Annotated in this window: 21 protein-coding genes and 1 riboswitch; of the genes, 10 read left to right on the top strand and 11 right to left on the bottom strand. The window is 65.9% G+C overall.

Annotated elements, in window-relative coordinates; genetic code table 11:
* Positions 1–6: 6 nt before the first annotated feature.
* Together LSG43_RS05845 and LSG43_RS05840 are read right to left on the bottom strand one after the other, a co-directional pair.
* On the bottom strand, positions 7–1,470 hold the full coding sequence (locus LSG43_RS05845; protein WP_231801961.1) for a helicase HerA-like C-terminal domain-containing protein: 1,464 nt from the start codon (positions 1,468–1,470) through the stop codon (positions 7–9).
* Positions 1,471–1,578: 108 nt separating this feature from the next.
* The gene (locus LSG43_RS05840; RefSeq protein ID WP_231801959.1) at positions 1,579–2,595 is read right to left on the bottom strand and encodes an asparaginase; all 1,017 of its coding nucleotides are present in this window, start codon (positions 2,593–2,595) and stop codon (positions 1,579–1,581) included.
* A 376-nt stretch (positions 2,596–2,971) separates the two neighbouring features.
* On the opposite strand from LSG43_RS05840, the gene LSG43_RS05835 reads away from it, so the two are divergent.
* Positions 2,972–3,583, top strand: coding sequence for a PadR family transcriptional regulator (locus LSG43_RS05835; protein WP_231801957.1), 612 nt, complete (start codon positions 2,972–2,974; stop codon positions 3,581–3,583).
* 11 nt (positions 3,584–3,594) lie between these two features.
* Here LSG43_RS05835 and pcaD read toward each other — a convergent pair whose 3' ends face one another.
* Positions 3,595–4,404, bottom strand: coding sequence for a 3-oxoadipate enol-lactonase (gene pcaD / locus LSG43_RS05830; RefSeq protein ID WP_231801955.1), 810 nt, complete (start codon positions 4,402–4,404; stop codon positions 3,595–3,597).
* A 188-nt stretch (positions 4,405–4,592) separates the two neighbouring features.
* Here pcaD and LSG43_RS05825 point away from each other — a divergent pair, with 188 nt between their 5' ends.
* The 4 genes from LSG43_RS05825 to LSG43_RS05810 are packed head-to-tail and all read left to right on the top strand — an operon-like array spanning position 4,593 to position 8,709.
* Positions 4,593–5,732: an MlaE family ABC transporter permease gene (locus LSG43_RS05825; RefSeq protein ID WP_231801953.1), complete on the top strand. Its 1,140-nt coding sequence runs from the start codon at positions 4,593–4,595 to the stop codon at positions 5,730–5,732.
* 3 nt (positions 5,733–5,735) lie between these two features.
* Positions 5,736–6,527: an ABC transporter ATP-binding protein gene (locus LSG43_RS05820; protein WP_231801951.1), complete on the top strand. Its 792-nt coding sequence runs from the start codon at positions 5,736–5,738 to the stop codon at positions 6,525–6,527.
* Positions 6,517–8,094, top strand: a complete 1,578-nt coding sequence (locus LSG43_RS05815; RefSeq protein ID WP_231801950.1) for an MlaD family protein — start codon at positions 6,517–6,519, stop codon at positions 8,092–8,094. The genes LSG43_RS05820 and LSG43_RS05815 overlap by 11 nt, the downstream gene beginning before the upstream one ends.
* 15 nt (positions 8,095–8,109) lie before the next feature.
* A complete protein-coding gene (locus tag LSG43_RS05810) occupies positions 8,110–8,709 on the top strand; it encodes an ABC-type transport auxiliary lipoprotein family protein (RefSeq protein ID WP_231801948.1) in 600 nt (199 codons plus the stop codon).
* Positions 8,710–8,874: 165 nt separating this feature from the next.
* Here the strand turns inward: LSG43_RS05810 and LSG43_RS05805 are convergent, their stop codons facing one another.
* Positions 8,875–9,231, bottom strand: coding sequence for a GFA family protein (locus LSG43_RS05805; RefSeq protein WP_231801946.1), 357 nt, complete (start codon positions 9,229–9,231; stop codon positions 8,875–8,877).
* Between the two features lie 70 nt (positions 9,232–9,301).
* Here LSG43_RS05805 and LSG43_RS05800 point away from each other — a divergent pair, with 70 nt between their 5' ends.
* Positions 9,302–10,153, top strand: coding sequence for an AraC family transcriptional regulator (locus LSG43_RS05800; RefSeq protein ID WP_231801945.1), 852 nt, complete (start codon positions 9,302–9,304; stop codon positions 10,151–10,153).
* 26 nt (positions 10,154–10,179) lie between these two features.
* On the opposite strand, the gene LSG43_RS05795 is transcribed toward LSG43_RS05800, so the two are convergent.
* The 3 genes from LSG43_RS05795 to LSG43_RS05785 are packed head-to-tail and all read right to left on the bottom strand — an operon-like array spanning position 10,180 to position 12,637.
* Entirely contained in the window at positions 10,180–11,163 is a 984-nt protein-coding gene (locus LSG43_RS05795; RefSeq protein WP_231801943.1) for an aldo/keto reductase, read from the bottom strand.
* Between the two features lie 29 nt (positions 11,164–11,192).
* Positions 11,193–12,209, bottom strand: coding sequence for a zinc-dependent alcohol dehydrogenase family protein (locus LSG43_RS05790; RefSeq protein WP_231801942.1), 1,017 nt, complete (start codon positions 12,207–12,209; stop codon positions 11,193–11,195).
* A gap of 32 nt (positions 12,210–12,241) precedes the next feature.
* The gene (locus LSG43_RS05785) at positions 12,242–12,637 is read right to left on the bottom strand and encodes a (R)-mandelonitrile lyase (RefSeq protein ID WP_231801941.1); all 396 of its coding nucleotides are present in this window, start codon (positions 12,635–12,637) and stop codon (positions 12,242–12,244) included.
* Positions 12,638–12,754: 117 nt separating this feature from the next.
* On the opposite strand from LSG43_RS05785, the gene LSG43_RS05780 reads away from it, so the two are divergent.
* The 4 genes from LSG43_RS05780 to LSG43_RS05765 all read left to right on the top strand — a co-directional run bounded on the left by LSG43_RS05780 (position 12,755) and on the right by LSG43_RS05765 (position 16,593).
* Positions 12,755–13,648, top strand: a complete 894-nt coding sequence (locus LSG43_RS05780) for a LysR family transcriptional regulator (protein WP_231801940.1) — start codon at positions 12,755–12,757, stop codon at positions 13,646–13,648.
* 57 nt (positions 13,649–13,705) lie between these two features.
* A complete protein-coding gene (locus tag LSG43_RS05775; RefSeq protein WP_231801939.1) occupies positions 13,706–14,818 on the top strand; it encodes a THUMP domain-containing class I SAM-dependent RNA methyltransferase in 1,113 nt (370 codons plus the stop codon).
* Between the two features lie 46 nt (positions 14,819–14,864).
* A complete protein-coding gene (locus tag LSG43_RS05770; protein WP_231801938.1) occupies positions 14,865–15,386 on the top strand; it encodes an HD domain-containing protein in 522 nt (173 codons plus the stop codon).
* Between the two features lie 103 nt (positions 15,387–15,489).
* Positions 15,490–16,593, top strand: a complete 1,104-nt coding sequence (locus tag LSG43_RS05765; protein WP_231801937.1) for a pyridoxal phosphate-dependent aminotransferase — start codon at positions 15,490–15,492, stop codon at positions 16,591–16,593.
* A gap of 15 nt (positions 16,594–16,608) precedes the next feature.
* Here LSG43_RS05765 and LSG43_RS05760 read toward each other — a convergent pair whose 3' ends face one another.
* The 4 genes from LSG43_RS05760 to LSG43_RS05745 all read right to left on the bottom strand — a co-directional run bounded on the left by LSG43_RS05760 (position 16,609) and on the right by LSG43_RS05745 (position 20,668).
* Complete coding sequence (locus LSG43_RS05760; protein ID WP_231801936.1) at positions 16,609–17,670, bottom strand: FecCD family ABC transporter permease; 1,062 nt, start codon at positions 17,668–17,670, stop codon at positions 16,609–16,611.
* A gap of 43 nt (positions 17,671–17,713) precedes the next feature.
* Entirely contained in the window at positions 17,714–18,661 is a 948-nt protein-coding gene (locus LSG43_RS05755; protein WP_231801935.1) for an ABC transporter substrate-binding protein, read from the bottom strand.
* 11 nt (positions 18,662–18,672) lie between these two features.
* Positions 18,673–19,476 carry an ABC transporter ATP-binding protein gene (locus tag LSG43_RS05750; protein ID WP_231801934.1) on the bottom strand — a complete coding sequence of 268 codons (804 nt, stop codon included), beginning with the start codon at positions 19,474–19,476 and terminating at the stop codon, positions 18,673–18,675.
* A gap of 108 nt (positions 19,477–19,584) precedes the next feature.
* Positions 19,585–19,795: riboswitch (cobalamin riboswitch) on the bottom strand.
* Positions 19,796–19,858: 63 nt separating this feature from the next.
* Positions 19,859–20,668, bottom strand: a complete 810-nt coding sequence (locus LSG43_RS05745; RefSeq protein ID WP_231801933.1) for a methyltransferase domain-containing protein — start codon at positions 20,666–20,668, stop codon at positions 19,859–19,861.
* Positions 20,669–20,756 lie beyond the last annotated feature (88 nt).

Here is a 20,756-nt window from a genome sequence, read left to right as displayed (position 1 = left end):
TTCCTCCTACCGGCCGCGCGAGAGGCTGCCGAGAATACCGCGCACGAGCGCGTTGCCCGCCTGCCGGGCGACCGTGCGCGCGAACTGGTTGAACGCGGCCTCCATTGGCGTCTGCCGCGAAGAGCGCCTCGGCGCCGGCCGCGCATTCGCGGTTTCGAGCGCCGCGATCTCCGCCTCCCGCGCCGCCTGTTCGGCGCGCTGGGCCAGAACCTCATAGGCCGAGCTGCGATCCACCGCTTCGTCGTATTTCCCCGCCACAGGGCTTTGGGCCATGGCCGCGCCGCGCTCGGCTTCGCTCAGCGGCCCCATGCGCGAGGATGGCGGGCGGATGAGCGTGCGCCCGACGACCGAGGGTGCGCCCTTCTCCCCGAGCGTCGAGACCAGCGCCTCGCCGGTCCCAAGCTGGGTGATCGCCTCCTCGGTCGAGAACGCCGGGTTGGGCCGGAAGCTCTCGGCGGCGGCGCGCACGGCCTTGCGCTCTTTCGGCGTATAGGCGCGCAGCGCGTGCTGAATGCGATTGCCCAGTTGCGCGAGCACCGACTCGGGCACATCCATGGGGTTCTGCGTCACGAAATAGACCCCGACGCCTTTCGAGCGCACCAGCTTTACCACCTGCTCGATCTTTTCGAGCAGCACCTTGGGCGCCTCGTCGAAAAGCAGGTGCGCTTCCTCGAAAAAGAAGACGAGCCGTGGCTTCTCCGGGTCGCCGACCTCGGGCAATTGTTCGAAGAGCTCCGAGAGAAGCCACAGGAGAAACACCGCATAAAGCCGCGGCGACTGCATCAGTTCGTCCGCCGCGAGGATGGAGATATACCCCCGCCCCTGCGCATCCACCCGCATCAGGTCGGCGATATCGAGCGCCCGCTCGCCGAAGAAATGCTCCGCCCCCTGCTGTTCGAGGACCAATAGCGCCCGCTGGATCGCGCCGATTGTCGCCGTCGAGATGTTGCCATAGAGCGTGGAAAGCTCCTTGCGGCGCTCCCCGACATGGGCCAGCAGCGCGCGCAAATCCTTGAAGTCGAGCAGCAAGAGCCCTTCGTCGTCGGCCAGCGCGAACGCCGCGTTCAACACCCCTTCCTGGGTATCGTTAAGATCGAGAATGCGCGACAAGAGCAGCGGTCCCATCTCCGAAACCGTCGTCCTGACGGGATGCCCCTGACGCCCGAACAGGTCCCACAAGATCGTCGGGAACCCCTCGAAAACGTAATCGGCAAACCCGATCTTCTCGGCCCGCGCGGCGAGGAAATCCTTGGGCTCCCCGGCCACCGCAAGCCCGGCGACGTCGCCCTTGATGTCCGCGCAGAAGACCGGCACCCCGGCGCGCGAAAACCCTTCTGCGAGGATCTGCATGGTCACCGTCTTGCCCGTCCCCGTCGCGCCGGTGACGAGCCCGTGGCGGTTCGCCTTGTCGAGCGCGAGATATTCGGGCCCGGTGCTGGTGCCGAGGTAAACCGCCGTGTCGTTGAGCATGTCGCCCGATTCCCCACTCGTTGTCGTCGTCAACCTATAGCGGGCGCAAAGCGGATCGAACAAGTGCGCAGGGGCCGGGAACGCAAACCCCGCCGCCGCAATAGGCGGCTAAAGCCCGACCCGCACGCCGTCGGCCGCCTCGAGCGCTCCGACCTCGATCCCGCGCCAATTGGTCGAAACCTGCCGCGAGAATTTCGCCAGCACAGCCGCGGCTTCCGCATCCGGCTCCGCGACAGCGGCGAGCAGGCCCGCGATCATTGCCGTCGCCACCTTGGGGTTACCGTCGTCGCATTTGAGCGCGAAGCCCAACCCCTTGTCGCGCAGCGCGCCGCAGAAGACACCCTCGGCGCCGATCTTGATCATCAGCCGCCCCTTGAACGCCGCCATCGCCTCGGTATCGAACGCGTCGGTTCCGGCAATAAGGAACGGATGCGCGGTCGCCGCGTCGAAGAGGCGCCGGGACGCCGCCGCCATTCCTTCGGGCAGTCCTTCCCCTGTCGCCATGCGCGCGAACCCGCGCGCAAAACTTTTGAGCGGCGCCGCCCATGTGGGGATCGAGCAGCCGTCCGTGCCGCATTTGTGCTCGGTCATCTGCGTCTCGAGCACCGCTTCCACCGCCGCGCGCACGCGCCTTTGCACCTCGTGCCCGCGCGTCACATACCCCTTGGTGTCGATCCCGAGCGCCTTTGCGACCGACAGCATGCCCGCGTGCTTGCCCGAGCAGTTGTTATGGAGCGCAGACGGCGCCTCGCCGGCGGCCCTCAGCGCCTTGCGCGCGGCGGGGCTCGTGGGCGGGTGCGCGCCGCATTCGAGATCGTCCGCCGTCAGCCCCGCGCGCTCGAGCATCGCGGCCGCGACGCGCACGTGCTCGGGCTCGCCGTAGTGGGACGCGCAGACAAGCGCCAGCGCCTCGTCGTCCATGGCAAAGCGCCGATCCGCCCCCGTTTCGAAAATCGGCAGCGCCTGGAGCGCTTTTATCGCCGAGCGCGGGAAGATCTCCCGTTCGATGTCCCCGGCGGACGCGATCACCGTGCCCCCCGCATCGGCAATGCAGAACGCCCCCCGATGGCGGTTTTCCACCCAGTTGCCGCGCGTGAATGTGGCGAGTACGGGATTGGCGTCCATCGCTTTCGTCCTTGTGCGAGAGGTCTTGCGGATCAAGGATCGCAGGCGCGCCGGAAAGTCAATATTGAACCCATCGCGCCCGCGCGGCGTTCCCCCGGGGCACCCGAAAAGCGGTCCGCGGTATGCGACTTTAGAATTAAAACAAATCATTCTTTGTGGAGAAATGCGGTTAAGGCGTTGAACATTCCGCGATTTCGGCCTTTGAGCGCTGTTCATCGTCCTGTTAAATGTAGTAAACTTTGCACTATGAGCGGACCAATCCGGCTGGATCGGTCCGGAACAGGGTCTGGGAGAACAGACACAACAGGTGCGCGCCACAGCTAGGAGAGGGTGGGCTGGGGCGTAAACCCGCTAGAATCGGGAGGGGCCTCACCCTATGTCGGCTACACGTTTGCTGGTTTTGGCCATTGTCCGGGCACACCGGCGCGCTCATGGCTATCTGGTTGGTCAGGATTTGTTGGCTTGGCAGGCCGACAAATGGGCCAACACCAAAACCGGCTCAATCTATCACGCACTTCGGCAGCTTTCGAAGGACGGCTTTTTGCACGCCATCGAGATCGAGGCGACCGAAACCGTTCCGGCCCGAACGGACTACGAAATGACCGAAGCGGGGGAAGAGGAGTTTCAGCGCCTCATGGCCAAGGCGCTGATCGAACCCGAACCGCGCCCGGACTTCCTTTGTGCGGGCATTGTCTTCATGTCGGCATTGCCGCGCGAAACCGTTCTTAAATATCTGCGCAAGCGGCGGGACATCCTTTTCGAGCACAAGACCGCCGTCCTCGACGCGTCGGGCCAGGCCCAATGGACGGGTTCGGATGCCCTGCCCCAGCACGTCGAAGCGCTTTTGAGCTTCTGGATGCACAACACCTCGTGCGCGTATGACTGGATTCAGGGGCTGATCGGCAAGATCGAAGGCGGCGCCTACGTCTTTGCCAACGAAGACAACAGGGCGTTCGGACAACCCGGAGCTCGGGTCGCGTTCCACTAGGGCCGGCGCCGTCAGTTCAGCGTCTTGTCCTCGGCGACCATCGCGGTGAACGCCTGGATCATTTCGCTCAGCATCTCGGCCTGCTCGACGCACATCAGATGCCCGGCGCCCTTGAGCACTTCATAGCGCGCGCCGGGGATCGACTTTGCCAACTGCGCGACAACGTCGGGCGGCGTCGATCCGTCGTGGTCGGCGGCAACGCACAGCGCCGGTACCGCAATTTCCATCACCGCCGCGCGCAGGTCGGCATCGCGCAACGCCGCGCAGGTGCCGATATAGCCGTTGGCCGGCTGGCGGGTGAGCATGTTGCGGTAGCCCGCGAGTTCGTCATTGCCGGGCGCGCGGAAGGCTTCGGTGAACCAGCGTTCGAGCGTGGCGTCGGCAAGTGCGGCGATACCGTTCGCCTCGACCGCCGCGATGCGCGCGTCCCAGGTCTCGGCATCGGCGAACCGCGCCGTGGTCCCGCACAGGATCAGCCCGCGCACCAATTCGAGGTGCGAAAGCGCAAGCTGCTGGGCAACCATGCCGCCCACCGAAAGCCCGCACACGAACGCGCGCCCGATGCCGGTATGCCCGATAAGGAAGGCCAGATCCTCTGCATGGCGGGCGATCGTCACCGGCGACGTGCCCGCGTCCGACAGGCCGTGGCCGCGCATATCGTAGGTCAGGATGGTGAACTTTCCCGCCAGCCGCACGATGACGTCGCGCCAGATGCGGAAATCGGTGCCCAGCGCGTTGGCGAAGACGATGGCGGGCTTGTCCGGCGCCGCCCCGATCACCTGATAGTGGACAACGGCGTCATCGATCCTGACGAACTGCATGTGCGGCGCTCCTGCTGGTTATCCTGACGTCGGACAAGGGGTTATCGCAAACCGATGCACGCTTGCAATGATCGTGGACGGAACGTCTGGGAAGCCCTCTGATGTTGTGACAATCGCAACGCCACATGCTAAACGATTGCCAGCATTGACCGTATCGCAACGGTCGGGTTGGAGGGTGTAGCGCGCGCATGGCGGCGACGGACGAACCTGTGATCGACATTTCCAGTGCCGATGGCGTTCTTGTCGCAAGCCTTTCGGGCTCGTGGACCGCGCAATGGGCGCGCCAGATGCAAAACCGCATCGAAGCGGCGTTCAAGGACCGTCCGAGCCCGCCCGCCGTCCGCTTCGATCTCCACCGCGTCACCGGGCTCGACACCGTGGGCGCGTGGCTGATCGCGCGCAAGCGCGACCTCTTCTCCCAGGACGGCACCGTAGAAATCGCCGAGGCCACCGAAGCCCACGCGGCGCTCCTCGACCGGGTCAACGAAGTGGGCCCCCACGTCAAGACCCCGCGCCGGGGACCGCCCTGGTATCTGGCGCCGCTTGACGGGCTGGGGCACATGAGCGCCAACGCGCTGGGGGACATTTTCCGCATTCACGCGGTCCTGGGCCAAACAATCGGGGCCGCGGCGGCGACCCTCTCGCTCAAGGCGCGGTTCCGCTTCACCGCCTTTATCAACCAGTTCGACCTCATCGTGTTCCGCGCGGTGCCCATCGTGGTGCTGATCTCGCTCGTCGTGGGTGCGATCATCACGCAGCAATCGATCCTCCAGCTCAACAATTTCGGCGTCGGGATCTACGTGGTGGACCTCGCCGCCATCCTGATGCTGCGCGAGGTCGGGCTCCTGCTCGCGGCGATCATGATCGCCGGCCGGTCGGGCTCGGCGATCACCGCGGAACTGGGCACCATGCGCATGCGCGAAGAGCTCGACGCGCTCGCGATCATGGGGGTCGACCCCTATCAGGCGCTCATCCTGCCGCGCATGCTCGCGCTCCTGATCGGCATGCCGGTGCTTTCGTTCGTCGGCTCGCTCGCCGGGCTTGGCGGCGCGGCGGTCGTCGCCCTCACCTATGGCGGCATCCCGTTCGAGACCTTCCTCGACCGGCTGCAGGACACGCTCACCTTCCAGTCGCTTTTCGTGGGGCTGATCAAGGCGCCGGTCATGGCCGTCATCATCGGTCTCGTTGCGGCGAACGAGGGCTTCAAGGTCCGCGGCAGCGCCGAATCGCTGGGGCGCCACACCACCGCCTCGGTGGTGCGCGCGATCTTCCTCGTCATCGTCGCGGACGGCCTTTTTGCGGTCTTCTTCGCGGCGATCGGGTTCTAGGCCATGCTGAACCCCGCCGCCGATCCCATCATCTCGATCAAGGACCTCGTCGTCGGCTTCGACGACAAGAACGTCATCGACGGGCTCAGCCTCGATGTCAGGCGCGGCGAGGTGCTCGGGGTGATCGGCCCCTCGGGTTCAGGCAAATCGGTTACGCTGCGCGCCATCATCGGGCTTTTGCCCATGCGCGGCGGCGTCGTCGAGGTTCTCGGCCGCGATTATGCGGCGCTCAGGCGCCGCGAGCGGGTGGAGATCGAGCGGCGCTGGGGCGTATTGTTCCAGCAGGGCGCGCTCTTTTCGTCGCTGACCGTGCTCGAGAACGTCGAATTTCCCATGCGCGAATATCTCGGGCTCCCCAAGGCGCTCCGCCGGGAGATCGCGCGCTTCAAGATCGACCTCGTCGGCCTCGACGCCGGTGCGGAGAACCTTTACCCGTCCGAACTCTCGGGCGGCATGATCAAGCGCGCGGCGCTGGCGCGCGCGCTCGCGCTCGACCCGCAGATCGTTTTTCTCGACGAGCCCACAGCCGGGCTCGACCCCATCAGCGCCGCCAAGTTCGACGCGCTTCTGCTCGATTTGAAGGACGCGCTGGGGTTGACCGTGTATATGGTCACGCACGACCTCGACAGCCTGACGACCGTCTGCGACCGTATCGCTGCGCTGGGCAAGGGCAAGCTGTTGAAGGTGGGGAGCCTCCCCGACATGCTTGCGGCGGACGATCCGTGGCTTACCGAATATTTCCACGGCCCGCGCGCGCGACATCTGGAGAAGGGGCAAACTGGGCATGGAATATAAAGCAAACTACGCCATCGTCGGCGCGTTCGTGACCCTCATTGCCGTTGCCTTCGCGGGCTTCGTCTACTGGTTCAGCGCGGCGGACTCCTCGGTTGCGCGCACGCCCTACACGATCGTTTTCGACGGCGCGGTGACGGGCCTGGGCGCGGGCACCAACGTGCTCTTCAACGGCCTGCCGGTCGGTGAGGTGATCGAGATCGGCATCAACCCGGACGACCCGAGCCAGGTCCTCGCGCAGATCCAGGTCGCCGCCGACGCGCCGGTGATGAACGACACCCGCGCCATCCTCGAAATCCAGGGGCTCACCGGGGTCGCCCATATCCAGCTTCTGGGCGGCACCCTCGCCGCCGGCCGCCTCGAACCGGCGCCGGGGGAAACCGCCGCCGTACTCCAGGGCCAGCCGTCGGACTTCCAGCTCATCATGGAAGGCGCACGCGATATCGTCGCAAGCGCGGAAAGCACGTTCACGCGGATCGACAGCTTCTTCGTCGAGAACGAAGACCGGCTTTCGGCCACCCTCGCCAACATCGAATCGCTTTCCTCCTCGCTCGCCGGCCTTGTGGGCGATGCCGGGGACGGATCGGACTTCCAGGCCATCGTCACCAACGCGCGCGATACGCTCGAAAGCGCGACCGCCACCTTCGAGCGTATCGAGAGCTTCGTCACCGCCAACGAGGAAAGCCTCGGCGCGACGATCGCCAATGCCGAGACCTTCTCTGCGGCGCTCGCGAGCAATGCGGGCGGGGTCGAGAACTTTCTTTCCTCGGTCACCCGCACCAGCGACCAGATCGGGCCTTTGGCCGACGAATTGCGCAACCTCACCGCCGACATCCGCGAGATCGTCGACGTCATCCCGCCTGACCAGGTGCGCCAGACCTTCGACGACATCAGTACCTTCTCGCAGTCGCTTTCAGCCAATGTCGACAATATCGACGGGTTCTTCGACGACGCGCGTTCGCTGGCGAGCAATCTTTCAGGGGTCTCCGACGGGCTTCAGGGCACGCTCAACCTGATCGATCAGGCGTCGTCCACGATCGATCCGGACGTCATCGCGCGCGCCATGGACAATATCGACACCTTCTCGGATGCCCTGGGCAGCAATGCCGACAACGTCGACGAGATCATGGTCAACGCCCGCGCCCTCACCGAAACGCTCAACGGCGCGGCCGAGCGCGCGGATGCGCTGATCGCGCGCATCGACGGGATGATCGCCACCGAGGATGGCGAATCGCTCTTTGCCGAAGCGGGCAGCGCCATCCAGTCGATCCAGCAACTCGCCGAGCGGCTGGACACCATCGCCGCATCCGACGACGTCTCGACGCTCCTTTCGGACCTCTCGGAGGCCGCGTCGTCCTTCCGGCGGATGTCCGACAACCTCGACGCGCAGATGAACCAGGTTACTTTGGGGATCACCGACTTTACCAATCGCGGTCTGGGTGCCTACACTTCGCTTGCCAACGATGCGCGCGGCACCCTGCAGCGGCTCGACCGCATCCTGCAGAGTATCGAGCGCAATCCGCAGGTCCTGGTGTTCGGCGGGGATACGATCCGCGATTTCAGGCCGTAAAGAGGAAGTAGCGTAATGGGAAAGACATACGGCCGCCGGGCGTTTCTCACTCTCTCCGCGATGGGGCTCACCACCGCGCTCGCCGGATGTTTCGGCGCGCGGCAGCTGACCACCTACGACCTCACCGCCGCCGCGCAGGCCGCCGTGCCGCGCCGCTCGAACCGCACGGTGATCGTCGATGTTCCCGATGCGATCCAGATTTACGACAGCGAGCGCATTGTCGTGCGCGAGCCCGGCGGCGTGCTCTCCTACCTCGCGGATTCGCAATGGTCGGACGTGCTGCCCCGGCTGGTTCAGACCCGCATGCTGCAGTCGTTCCGCGATGCCGGCGTCGCCAATATCGGCGCGCCCTCCGATCCGCTCGACGCCGAAGTGATCCTTGCAACCGACGTGCGTGCATTCGAGCTCGATACGTCCCGGGGCGCGGCCATGGCGCGGGTGTCGCTGGCCGTGCGGCTGGTCGACGACTGGGACCGCCGCATCATCGCGAGCCAGACCTTCTCGGCGGACGTTCCGGCATCGAGCCTCAACGCTCCCACCGTCGTCGCCGCGCTCAACACGGCGCTCGACAGCGTCATCGTCGAACTGGTCGCCTGGACGGCCGCGCGGGCTTAGGACAAGCGTTGCGCTAGCCGGCAAATCCGAGATATCCCACGAGGAATATCACGATGCCCGCCGCGACGAGCAGCATTCCGGGCCAGTTGACCTTGAACCTCAACGCACGGATGCCGCTCTGCCCGGGTTCGAGCGTGCCCGGTCGGCGCCTCCGGGGCGTGAGACTTACGCGCTCCGTCCATCCACAGCTTGCGTCGCCAGCGCGCGGGGGTCGACACCCTCAAGACAATTGACGTTGACGGCCGCGATCTGCGCGCCATCCGGCATCTCGCCGAGCGCGAAACTCTCAACCCCGCAGGTGCTGCAGAACTGGTGCCGAATGGTCCCGGTATTGAACCGGTATTCCGTGAGGTTTTCCATGCCGGACTTGAGATCGAAGTTCTCCCGCGGCGTGAACGTGAGCACGAATCCCATGCGCTGGCATCGCGAGCAATTGCAGGTGATCGCCTGGTCGAGGCTGAGAAGCGCCTCATAGGTGACGGCACCGCATTGGCAGCTGCCCCGGTATCGTTGTTGTGTCATGGCTTGTGATCCCTTCGCTGTCATGTCTTCATTCCGCGCATTCCTAAAGACACGCGCGGATGATTCAGACTTGGAAAAACGCGACAGCGCGCAACGGCCCATCGTTTCCGAGGCCCCCAAGGGCATCGTCGACCCCGCCGGTGCGGCCAACCGGATCAGGCTGAGCCGTTACACGCCCAGCGCGGCGCTCGCGATGTTCGTCGAGCACTACTGGATCGTCGAATGGGATATGCGCGGCCGCCCGACCGAAACCCAGCGCGTCCTGCCCTATCCCAATGCGCACCTCGTCTTAAGCGCGGGCGATGCCGCGCTCTACGGCCCCACAAGCGGCGTTTTCGACCGGCCCGTCGAGGGCGAGGGGCGCGTGCTGGGCGTCCGGTTCCTCGCGGGAGGGCTGCGGCCATATCTGGATGGCCCCGTGACCGCGCTCACGGACAACAAGGGCTCTCCCGCGCCCGTCCTCGGCGACGCGGCGGGCGCCATCAAAGCGCGGGTTCTCGCGGCGCCGGATCACGAGGCGATGATTGCCGCCGTCGAGGATACAATGATCCGCACGCGCCCCGCGCCTGACGCGACGGTGCAATGGCTGCGGACGGTCATTGCCATCGCCGCGCGCGAGCACGGCCCGACCAGCGCCGAAGCGCTGGCCGACGAGGCCGGATGCAGCATGCGCCAACTCCAGCGCGTCTTTCACGACTATGTCGGCGTATCACCGAAATGGACGATCAAGCGATTTCGTATCCAGGAGGCCGCATGGCGGCTGGCGCATGAGGACGACATCAACCTCGCGCATCTCGCCGGAGATCTCGGCTATTTCGATCAGGCGCATCTGGCCCACGATTTCAAGCGTTTCATAGGCTGCCCGCCATCGCGCTACCGGGAGAGCCAGCGCGGCGCCGGGCAAGGTATGGAGCCTGAATAACAACGGCTCAAGTGCCCGGTCCGGGTCTAAAGACCCGACCGCCGCAGGATATCGTCGGGATAGCGCGCGCCCTCGACCGTGATGCCCGCGGTTTCGATCTCATCGAGATCGTCCGCGCCCAGCGTCACCGAGAGCGCGCCGGTGTTCTCTTCGAACCGCTCGAGCCTGCGTGTGCCGAACAGCGGCACGATCCACGGCTTTTGCGCCAGAAGCCATGCCAGCGCGACCTGCGCGGGCGTCGCATTGTGCCTGGCGGCGATGCGTTTCAAAAGGTCGACCAGCGCCTGGTTGGTGTCGCGCGCTTTTGGGGCAAACCGGGGGATTCTGCTGCGCAGGTCGTTGTCGCCGAACTGCGCGTTCGCATCGATCTTGCCCGTCAGAAAGCCCCTGCCCAATGGGCTGAACGGCACGAGCCCGATCCCGAGCTCTTCGATCGTCGGGATGATCTCGGGCTCGGGGTCGCGGGTCCAAAGCGAATATTCGCTCTGGAGCGCCGCGACCGGCTGCACGGCGTGCGCCTTGCGGATCGAATCGGCCCCGGCCTCCGACAGCCCGAAATAGCGCACCTTACCCTCGGCGATGAGGTCCTTCACCGTCCCGGCCACGTCTTCCATCGGCACTTCGGGATCGACGCGGTGCTGATAGTAGAGGTCGATGTAGTCCGTCCTAAGCCGCCGGAGGCTGCCTTCGACCGACTTGCGGATCTGCGCGGGCTTGCTGTTCACCCCGCCGCGGTGCTCGCCGGTTTGCTGATCGATGTCCCAGCCGAATTTGGTGGCGATCTTCACCTTGTCGCGCATGCCCGCGAAGGCCTCGCCCACCATTTCCTCGTTGGTCCAGGGCCCGTAGACTTCGGCCGTGTCGAAGAAATCCATCCCGCGCTCTGCAGCCGCACGCAAGAGTGCGATCATCTCGGAGCGGTCCTCGATCTCGCGCGACTTGCCGTAGCCCATCGCCCCCAACGCCAGAGCGGAGACTTCGAGCCCCTGACCCAGTTTGCGCTTTTCCATCGTCGTCTCTCCCGTCTCTGTTGCGGATCTTACACGCGCAGCAGCGTCTTGATAGCCCGGCGCTCGTCCATGGCCTTATAGCCCTCGGCAACGTCCTCAAGCGGGATTTGGAGGTCGAAGACCTTGCCGGGATTGATCTTGCGCGTCAGCACGAGGTCCATGAGGTGCGGCAGGAAGCGCCGCACCGGGGCGGGCCCGCCGAGCATACCGGTCTGCGAGAAAAAGAGCTGCTGCCCGTCGAATTCGACACCGTGGGGCACTCCCACATAGCCGATCATCGATCCGGGCCGGGCCACCTGGATCGCCTGGCTCATCGATTCCTGGGTCCCCACGCATTCGAGCACCGCGTCCGCGCCGACACCGTTGGTCAGCGCCTTGACCTGCGCGATCCCGGCCTCGCCACGTTCGGCGACGATATCGGTCGCGCCGTATTCGAGCGCCAGATCCTGGCGGGATTTATGCCGGCTCATCGCGATGACGCGTCCTGCGCCCATCTGGGCGGCCGAGAGGACACCCATCAGGCCCACCGCGCCATCGCCGACGACAACGACGGTCGATCCCGGCTGCACCTTCGCAGCGTCGGCGGCGTACCAGCCGGTGCCCAGCACGTCGGATGCCGCGAGCAGGCCCGGGATGAGGTCGTCCTCGGGCATGGTATCGGTTGCGACCAGCGTCCCGTCCGCCAGCGGCACGCGGGCATAGGGGGCCTGGGCGCCGCTCATGAATTCGCGCTGCTCGCACGAGGACTGGAAGCCGTGCTGGCAATGGGGGCAGGTATTGTCCGAAATGCAGAACGATCCGACGACGAACTGTCCGGGACGGACGGTCTTGACCGCGCTGCCGACCTCGACGACCACACCGCAATATTCGTGCCCCATGTGCTGGGGACCGTCGACAGGCTGGAGGCCGCGATAGGGCCACAGGTCGGACCCGCAGACGCAGGTCGCCGAAAGTTTGATGATCGCGTCCGTCGGATCGAGGATTTCCGGCTCGGGAACCTCCTCGAAACGGACGTCTCCGGCACCGTGAAGAACGGTTGCTCGCATGGATGGTATCTCCTGGTTGTGTCTGGGTCCGGCTACGCGCCGTATTGCGCGTCCGTGACGTGTTCGAGCCATTCGACGGCCTTGCCGTCGAGCACTTCTTGAATGGCGATGTGGGTCATCGCCGTTTCCGGGCCGGCGCCGTGCCAATGCTTTTCGCCCGGAGGGATCCACACGACGTCGCCGGGGCGGATGTCCTCGACCGGACCGTCCCGGCGCTGGACCCGCCCGGCCCCGGCCACGACGATCAGGGTCTGGCCAAGCGGGTGCGTGTGCCAAGCGGTGCGGGCACCGGGCTCAAAGGTAACGTTCGCGCCCTGCACGCGCGCCGCGTCGAACCGGTTGAAGAGTGGATCGATACGCACGGTCCCGGTGAACCAGTCGGACGGACCCGCGCCCGAGGGCTGGGAGCCGGCTCGGATGATTTCCATTGAGGCCTCCATAACTGCCGCCTTGATGCCAGGATTGGTTAGAGGGGGAGACTATGCGGACTGGACTAACGGGACTAGCCGGTGTAGTTCGCATGCACTTGTGAGGAATTCTCAGTAATGCCGCGCACCAATATCAACGACCTGACCGCCTTCGTCGCCGTCGCGCGCGAGCGGAGCTTCACCAAGGCCGCCGTGCGGCTCGACGTGTCGCCCTCCGCGCTCAGCCATACGATACGCGGGCTCGAGGAACGGCTGGGGCTGCGGCTTCTCTCGCGCACGACGCGCAACGTCTCGCCGACCGAGGCTGGCGAGCGCCTGCTCAGGTCGGTCGGTCCGCACCTCGACGAGATCGAGAACGAGGTCGAAGCGCTCGGTGCGCTGCGCGACAAGCCTGCGGGCACCATCCGCATATCGGCGTCCGACTATGTCGCCGATACCATACTGCGCCCGCGCCTTGTCCCGCTCCTGCGCCAACATCCCGACCTCACGGTCGAGCTCGTGATCGACAACGGCTTTACCAACATCGTCGAGCGCCGGATCGATGCCGGCGTGCGCCTGGGCGAGTCGCTGAGCAAGGACATGATCGCCGTCCGCATCGGCCCCGACTGGCGTTTCGCGGTCGTGGGCACGCCCGATTATTTCGACACGCACCCAACGCCTGTGACGCCGCAGGACCTGACCGCCCACAGGTGCATCAATATCCGCCTGCCGACGGCGGGTCAGCTTTACGCGTGGGAATTCGCCAAGGACGGCCGGGCGCTCGAGGTTCGCGTCGACGGCCCGTTTACCAGCAACAGCGTCCTGCCGGTGGTGGGTGCCGCGCTCGACGGGCTGGGCCTTGCCTATATCCCCCACGATCTCGCTGAGCCTCATCTTGCGAGCGGCCGGCTCGTCGAAGTGCTTGCCGACTGGTGCCCCTATTTCGAGGGTTATCACCTCTACTACCCGCACCGGCGCCAGGCGTCCCCTGCGTTCGCTCTCGTGGTCGAGGCGTTGAGATACCGCGGGTAGCGGCCTCGCCCACCTTTCCTCTCGCGCGGCAGCCCGCATCAGGCTATTGACGCTGCAATGACCGATACCCCATTCGAAATCTTCCTCATGGCCCCGCCCGGGCTCGAACCGGCCCTCGCCGCCGAAGCCCGCGCCAAGGGTTTTGCCGATCCCAGACCCGTGCCGGGCGGCGTGGTCACCCAGGGCGGCTGGCCCGATGTCTGGCGCGCCAACCTCACGTTGCGCGGCGCGGGGCACGTGCTGGCGCGTATCGCGTCGTTCCCCGCCGTGCACCTCGCCCAGCTCGACAAGCGCGCCCGCCGCGTCCCCTGGGCGGACGTCCTCAAGCCCGGCGTCCCCGTTCGCGTCGAAGCGGTGTGCCGCAAGTCGAAGATCTACCATTCGGCCGCCGCAGCCCAGCGCATCGCCACCGCGATTACCGAAGAGCTCGGCGCGCCGATTGCCAGCGACGCCGCGCTCGTCATCAAGGCGCGGATCGAAAACGACGTCGTCACGATCAGCATCGACACCTCCGGCGCCTCGCTCCACAAGCGCGGCCACAAGGAGGCCGTCGCCCGCGCCCCGATGCGCGAAACCCTCGCCGCGCTCTTCCTCCATCAATGCGGCTATGACGGCACCGAACCCGTCCTCGACCCCATGTGCGGGTCGGGCACCTTCGTCATCGAGGCCGCCGAGATCGCCGCCAACCTCGCCCCCGGCCGCTCGCGCCGCTTCGCCTTCGAGGACCTCGCGACCTTCGAGGCCGAAGCCTGGCAAACCCTGCGCGCCTCGATCGCCCCCACCGCACCCTCATCCCGCTTTTTCGGCAGCGACCGCGATCCCGGTGCGGTTCGCATGAGCCAGGCCAACGCCGAACGCGCCGGCGTTTCGGCATGGACCGAATTCACCCAGCAAACGGTCTCCACCCTCACGCCGCCCGATGGCCCGCCGGGCCTCGTCATCGTCAACCCGCCCTATGGCGCGCGCATCGGCAACAAGGGCCAGCTCACGGCCCTTTACGCCGCGCTGGGCCAGACCCTCGCGACCCGCTTCGCCGGCTGGCGCGTCGGGCTGATCACGAGCGACCCCACCCTCGCCAAATCCACCCGCCTGCCGTTCCTGCCCACCGGGGCGCCGGTCGACAATGGCGGCATCAGGGTGACGCTTTATCGCACGGAGGCGTTGGGGTGAGCTCTCTTCTTGATGTGGCGGCCATCACCGGCATACCCTTCTGAGTATGATCACGTTAGAACAGGCGCACGAACGGGTGGAGCGGTATCTGGGCAAATCCGGACGCGCCCGCCACTCTATATTCGTCGGCTACCTCATGCGGCGCCTCGCCGAACGGCTCGGGGGCGATACCAACCTTTGGGAAAGCGTCGGCCTTTGCCACGACCTCGACTATTTCGAGACCGCCGACGCCCGCCACCTGCACGGGGTCATAGCGGCTTCGTGGCTCGATGACGATCTACCCTCGGACGCCCTGACTGCGATAAAGGCGCATGACCATCGCACCGGCATTCATGCGGACACGCTGCTCTCAGATGCCCTCAAGCTTGCGGACGCGCTTGCCGTTGCCGATGTTGCGATCGGCCGCAGCTGGATGAAAACCCTCCGGGATTCTGCCAGTTGGGACATGCTGCGGGCGAAAACGTCCGACCGCCCTTATCTGGCACCGATCATTGCCGATCTTGCTGGTCGGCACGATCTATCCCTGCCTGTCCTCGCGGACATGTGTCTCGCGGGACCGCCGCAATAGGCGATATGCCTTCACCGCGTCATCCGCCCACGGCCCTCGCGCCACTGGACCTGCCGCCCCCAACGCGTGTACCACAGGGGCAAGAGGAGCCTGCCGGAAATCCATGTCCCGACCGCCGTTTACCCCCGTCATCGAGGCGCTGCCCGCCACCGTGCCGTTCGTCGGCCCTGAAACCATCGTCCGGCAGACCGGACGGCCGTTCCGGGCGCGGCTTGGCGCCAACGAATCCGGTTTCGGCCCCGCGCCCTCGGTCGTGGCGAAAATGCGCGCGGCCGCACCGGAGGTCTGGGCCTATGGCGACGCGCAGAACCACGGCATCCGCGCCGCGCTCGCGGCGCATCTGGGCGTCGGGCTCGAGAATGTGACCGTGGGCGAAGGCATCGACGGGCTTTTGGGCCTCACCTGCCGCCTTTTCCTCTCGCCGGGCGACCGCGTCGTCACCTCGCTGGGCGCCTACCCCACATTCAACTATCACGTTGCCGCGCAGGGCGCCGCGCTCGCCACGGTGCCCTATGTCGAGGACAGGGAATCGCTCGAAAACCTCCTCGTGGCCACGCGCGAAGCCCCCACCCGCATCGTCTATCTCGCCAATCCCGACAACCCCATGGGCACGCTCTGGAGCGCCGAGGAGGTCTCGGCCTTCATCGCCGCGATCCCCGAGGAGACGATCATCGTCCTCGACGAGGCCTATTGCGAGACGGCGCCGCAAAGCGCCTTCCCGGCCTTCGATACCGCCCGACCCAATCTTTTGCGCTACCGCACCTTTTCTAAGGCCTACGGTCTTGCGGGCATGCGGGTCGGCTATGCCGTCGGACACGAGGACGTCATCGCGGGCTTCGACCGTATCCGCAATCATTTCGGCGTCACCCGCATGAGCCAGGCCGCCGCCTTGGCCGCGCTCGAAGACCAGATCTACCTTGCCGAAGTCGTCGGCAAAATCGCCCGCGCCCGCGAGACGATCCACGCCTTCGCCGCCGATCTGGGCCTCGCGACCGTCCCCTCGGCCACCAATTTCGTCGCCATCGACTGCGGCCGCGACCATGCTTACGCACTCGCGATCCTTAACGGCCTCGCCGAACGCGGCGTCTTCGTGCGCAAACCCGCCGCCCCCGGCCTCGACCGCTGCATCCGCATGAGCGTCGGCCCCGACGCCGAACTGGCAATCGCGGCCGAGGCGCTCGAGGATACGCTCAAGGCGCTGGGTTAGAGGGCACGCCGCGCGTCAGCCCAGGCGCCCGTTCCGGCGCATCAGCACGATGAAAAACAGGCCGCCGACCAGGCCGGTGATCACCCCGAGCGGCATGTCCTGGGGCGGGATGATGACCCGCGCAGCCATGTCGGCAAGGACCAGAAAGATGGCCCCGACAAGCGCCGAGAGCGGCAGCACCCGGCGATAGTCGCCGCCGACAACCAAGCGCACCAGATGCGGGATCATCAGGCCGATGAAGGAAATGACGCCCGAAAAGGCAACGGCGGCGCCGGTCAGCAGCGCGCAGACGATGAAGACCACGATGCGGAAGCCTGAGGCGGGCAGGCCCAGCGCCGTTGCGGATTCATCGCCCAGCGTCATGGCGTTCAAATTGCGGGCGTTGAACATGAGGTAGGCACTGCCCGCCGCCAGGGCCGCAAGCGGGTAAGGCAGCTGTTCCCATTGTGACAGTCCAAGGCCACCGAGCATCCAGAAGATCACGGTATGGGCCGCACGCGGATCGCCCAGAAATATGCCGAGGCTCCCCAGTGACGTCACGACAAAGGAGACGGCGACCCCGATCAGCACCAGCCGGCTGGCATCGGTTGCCTTGGTGAAGCTGGCGACACCGACCACGATCGCCGTCGTCGCGAGCGCGCCGACGAACGCAAAGAGCGGCACGGTGACAAGCCCGAGGAACATGCCGGTATGGAGCAGAACGACAATCGCCCCCAGCGCGGCGCCCGAGGAGATGCCCAGCAGATGCGGGTCGGCGAGTTGGTTGCGGGTGACCGACTGCAGGGCCGCGCCGACCACGGCCAGGGTCGCTCCGACGATGCCCCCCAGGATGACGCGCGGCAGCCGCACCTCCCAGACGATGTTGTCACGCCCGGCCGACCAGGTCACCTCGACGCTGCCCGGTGCAAGGTGGTTGACGATGACGCCCCAGACGACATTGAGGGGAATGCCGACGGCGCCGACGCTGACACCCGCCATCATCACGGCAAGGAGCACGAGCACCAGCCCTGCCACCAGCGCGGGCAGGTTATGCAGGATGATGTGGCGCGGGCCCGCGACGAGATGTTTGTGTGACATGACGTAAATCCGGGCCGGCCCAGACGCGCCGGCCCATTTGGGATCAGGACGGGAAAAACGCCGCGGCGAGGCGCTTGATGGCTTCGATATTGCGCGGACCGGGTGTCGCCTCGACATATTCGAGCACGACGAAACGGTCGTTCGCTACCGCCGGGATGTCCTTGAAGGCCGCATTGTTCTTCATGAAGTCGATCTTCTGCTCGGCGGTGACGTCCCCATAGTTGACGATGACCACGACGTCGGGATTGCGCTCGATCACCGGTTCCCAGCCGACTTCAGCCCAGCTCGATTCAACATCGTCCATGATGTTGGTGCCGCCTGCCGCCTCGATCAGCGCCGTGGGGATGGCGTAGCGGCCGGCGGTGAAGGGTTTGTCCTCGCCTGAATCGTAAACAAAGACCTTTGGCGCGGCCCCATCGGCCGGCAGCGTGGCGGTGAAGTCGGCCAGTTCCCGCTTGTAGCCGTCGACGAGCGCGGCGGCCTTGTCCTCGACGCCGAAAATCCTGCCCAGGTTGATGAGGTCGACATACATGTCGTCCATGGACGCCTTGGGCTTGTCCATGATGTGGATGCAGCTTTCGGTCAGTTCATAGGTCGCGATGTCGAATTCCGCCAGCGTATCGGGCGTCACCTCGCCGCCCACGCGCATGCCGTAGTTCCAGCCTGCGAAGTAGAAGTCCGCATCGGCGCCGAGCAGCACTTCCTTGGAGGGGTAGTTCGGAGAGAGTTCGGGCAATTCCCCCACCTCCTCGCGAAGCCGTTCGTCCAGCGTCTTCCAGTCCGAAATACCGGTGTAGCCGACCATATGGTCGGCGAGGCCGAGCGCGAGCATCATCTCGGTGAGGTTGACGTCATTTGCCACCGCCCGTGTCGGTGCGGCGTCGAAGGTGACGGTGCGATCGCAGCTTTGGACCGTAACGGGATGGGCCTGCGCCGAAACGGCGGTAGCGGCGAGAAGCGCCGGCGCGAGGACGGCGGAGACGAAGCGCATGATGAACTCCTTCAAGCGTTGCGATCGAGATGAAAGGAAAACCGGGGGCGGCCGGTGGACGGATGGCTGTCAATGGCAGCCTCGACCGCGAAAGTTCGACGGACAGTCTCCGGTGTCAGCACGTCGAGCGGCTGTCCCAACTGAATCTGCTTACCGTCTTCGAGCACCAGCACTCGGTCGGCATGTGCGGACGCCAGAGCCAGGTCGTGCAGGGACACGATCACCGTAGTGGGAAGCCGCGAGAGGAGGTCCAGCACCTCGAGCTGGTGACGGATGTCGAGGTGGTTTGTTGGCTCGTCGAGAATGATGAGGTCCGGCTTCTGAACCAGCGCCCGCGCGATCATCACCCGCTGCTTTTCGCCCCCGGAGAGGGAGGCGAAATTGCGTGCGGCAAAATCGGTGAGGTTCATCAGCGCCAGCGCCGTTTCGATGGGCCGGTAGCTGGGCGTGCTGAAGCGGCCGACATGGGGCGTCAGTCCCAGTTCCACGATCTCGGCGACCGTCAGTCCGAAGTCGGACGCGGACTCCTGGAGAACCGTCGCCACGCGGCGGGCCAAAGCGCGCGGCCGCACGGCCCAGATGTCGTCGCCATCGAGCCGCACCGTGCCGGCGGTCGGGCGATGAAAGCGGTAAAGGCAGCGCAGAAGGCTCGACTTGCCGGCACCGTTCGGGCCGACCACCGCGAGCATTTCGCCGGCCGCGACCGAGACGTTGATATCGGTGATGATGGGGGCGCCGCCGGCGGGTCCCCAACTCAGACCCCGGGCGTCGAGGCGCGCGGGTCTAGCGCCGACGAGTTGCTGTGCCAGGTCCATCGCCCGTCTCCGCCAATTGGCCGGGGATAACGGGAGAACCGATCAGGCACAAAGCTGTGATAATGTCGTCGAGCGCCATCTACGTCCCCTCGGCACACCCCGGCCGGGTTGAAGTGAACGTCGCGGCAGGTCTCCTGGCTCGCGGCTCAATGCGCCTTCGACCTTCCCGGCTGCGTTGCCAGTGGTATCTCGAAGGAGCTCGCCGCCTACAGTTGCGGGGGCAGCCACGGTATTGCGCCCTGATGGGTACGTCGCACCGTGTTCCCTTTTAATCCCCGTTGGTGTGAACCGCCGGGGAACCTGCGACGGCGGTATAGGGCATGAAGACCTTCATGTTGTCAACGCCGCCCCCGCTCCTCTCCCGTCGCAAAATACACCTCGCCTATTTCGTCCCCGTCGCCGTGGTCACGCCGACGTCGAGCGCCGTCGACCCATCGGCCGCGAAGTCCTGCCAACGCTCGCAGACGTCGCGCTCCAGCGCCTCGCGCTTTGCCGGCCCGGCCTCGGCGACCGCGCCTGCGAGGGGCGTACTGTATAGATATTGCCACAGGAAATCGGCCGGTGCGGGAAGACGTAGGGTCTTGGGCCGCGCCGTGACGTCGATGTCGGCGAACCCGGCGCCGCGCATGAGTTCGGTCAGTTCATCGACATCGTGCAGCGAAAAGACGAGATCGCCGAACGCCGCCGCCTCGGGGCTCAGGTGCCGGGCCAGTGCGTCGGTGAGGATCGCAAAGAGGGGCGGTTTGGGACCGGGGGCCGTCACAAACGCCCGTCCGCCCGCATCCAGCACCCGCCGCATTTCGCGTAACGCGGCGAGCTTGTTGGAAACGAACTGAAGCCCCATCTGGCAGAAGACGACGTCGAACGCCTCATCCTCGAGCGGGATCGCTTCCGCGCTCGCCTCAATCCAGTCGATCGATGCGCCGGGCGCGGTCCGGGACCGGGCCACCGCCAGCATGGCCGGGCTGATGTCGAGCCCGGTAACGGCGCCGGAGGCGCCGACGCGCTCCGCCGCGAGCCGGGTCACAACGCCGGTCCCGCACGCGATATCGAGCACGCGCGCGCCCGGCTGCAGCTTTGCGGCCGCCATCAGATCGTCCGCGACCGGCGCGCCTATGGATGGTACGAAATAGCGCTGGTAATTCTCCGCGGGGTTGGCGGCAAAGGACTTGCCGTAAACTTGCTCGGTCATTTTCTCCTCCTTTTGCTCGGAACGCCACGTACCGTAGAAAGGAGAGCGCGCCGCCGCATCGCTCGTATTCACCAGGCGGCGTCGGCGG

It is taken from the genome of Pelagibacterium xiamenense, from assembly GCF_021166475.1.
Taxonomy (GTDB): Bacteria; Pseudomonadota; Alphaproteobacteria; order Rhizobiales; family Devosiaceae; genus Pelagibacterium; species Pelagibacterium xiamenense.
This window is presented reverse-complemented; position numbering and strand designations above follow the sequence as displayed.

What these genes read in the sequence shown, in the direction of transcription:
- LSG43_RS05845 (WP_231801961.1), bottom strand. Translation starts at nt 1,470, where the DNA reads ATGCTCAACGACACGGCGGTTTACCTCGGCACCAGCACCGGGCCCGAA.
- LSG43_RS05840 (WP_231801959.1), bottom strand. Translation starts at nt 2,595, where the DNA reads ATGGACGCCAATCCCGTACTCGCCACATTCACGCGCGGCAACTGGGTG.
- LSG43_RS05835 (WP_231801957.1), top strand. Translation starts at nt 2,972, where the DNA reads ATGTCGGCTACACGTTTGCTGGTTTTGGCCATTGTCCGGGCACACCGG.
- pcaD (WP_231801955.1), bottom strand. Translation starts at nt 4,404, where the DNA reads ATGCAGTTCGTCAGGATCGATGACGCCGTTGTCCACTATCAGGTGATC.
- LSG43_RS05825 (WP_231801953.1), top strand. Translation starts at nt 4,593, where the DNA reads ATGGCGGCGACGGACGAACCTGTGATCGACATTTCCAGTGCCGATGGC.
- LSG43_RS05820 (WP_231801951.1), top strand. Translation starts at nt 5,736, where the DNA reads ATGCTGAACCCCGCCGCCGATCCCATCATCTCGATCAAGGACCTCGTC.
- LSG43_RS05815 (WP_231801950.1), top strand. Translation starts at nt 6,517, where the DNA reads ATGGAATATAAAGCAAACTACGCCATCGTCGGCGCGTTCGTGACCCTC.
- LSG43_RS05810 (WP_231801948.1), top strand. Translation starts at nt 8,110, where the DNA reads ATGGGAAAGACATACGGCCGCCGGGCGTTTCTCACTCTCTCCGCGATG.
- LSG43_RS05805 (WP_231801946.1), bottom strand. Translation starts at nt 9,231, where the DNA reads ATGACACAACAACGATACCGGGGCAGCTGCCAATGCGGTGCCGTCACC.
- LSG43_RS05795 (WP_231801943.1), bottom strand. Translation starts at nt 11,163, where the DNA reads ATGGAAAAGCGCAAACTGGGTCAGGGGCTCGAAGTCTCCGCTCTGGCG.
- LSG43_RS05790 (WP_231801942.1), bottom strand. Translation starts at nt 12,209, where the DNA reads ATGCGAGCAACCGTTCTTCACGGTGCCGGAGACGTCCGTTTCGAGGAG.
- LSG43_RS05785 (WP_231801941.1), bottom strand. Translation starts at nt 12,637, where the DNA reads ATGGAAATCATCCGAGCCGGCTCCCAGCCCTCGGGCGCGGGTCCGTCC.
- LSG43_RS05780 (WP_231801940.1), top strand. Translation starts at nt 12,755, where the DNA reads ATGCCGCGCACCAATATCAACGACCTGACCGCCTTCGTCGCCGTCGCG.
- LSG43_RS05775 (WP_231801939.1), top strand. Translation starts at nt 13,706, where the DNA reads ATGACCGATACCCCATTCGAAATCTTCCTCATGGCCCCGCCCGGGCTC.
- LSG43_RS05770 (WP_231801938.1), top strand. Translation starts at nt 14,865, where the DNA reads ATGATCACGTTAGAACAGGCGCACGAACGGGTGGAGCGGTATCTGGGC.
- LSG43_RS05765 (WP_231801937.1), top strand. Translation starts at nt 15,490, where the DNA reads ATGTCCCGACCGCCGTTTACCCCCGTCATCGAGGCGCTGCCCGCCACC.
- LSG43_RS05760 (WP_231801936.1), bottom strand. Translation starts at nt 17,670, where the DNA reads ATGTCACACAAACATCTCGTCGCGGGCCCGCGCCACATCATCCTGCAT.
- LSG43_RS05755 (WP_231801935.1), bottom strand. Translation starts at nt 18,661, where the DNA reads ATGCGCTTCGTCTCCGCCGTCCTCGCGCCGGCGCTTCTCGCCGCTACC.
- LSG43_RS05750 (WP_231801934.1), bottom strand. Translation starts at nt 19,476, where the DNA reads ATGGACCTGGCACAGCAACTCGTCGGCGCTAGACCCGCGCGCCTCGAC.
- LSG43_RS05745 (WP_231801933.1), bottom strand. Translation starts at nt 20,668, where the DNA reads ATGACCGAGCAAGTTTACGGCAAGTCCTTTGCCGCCAACCCCGCGGAG.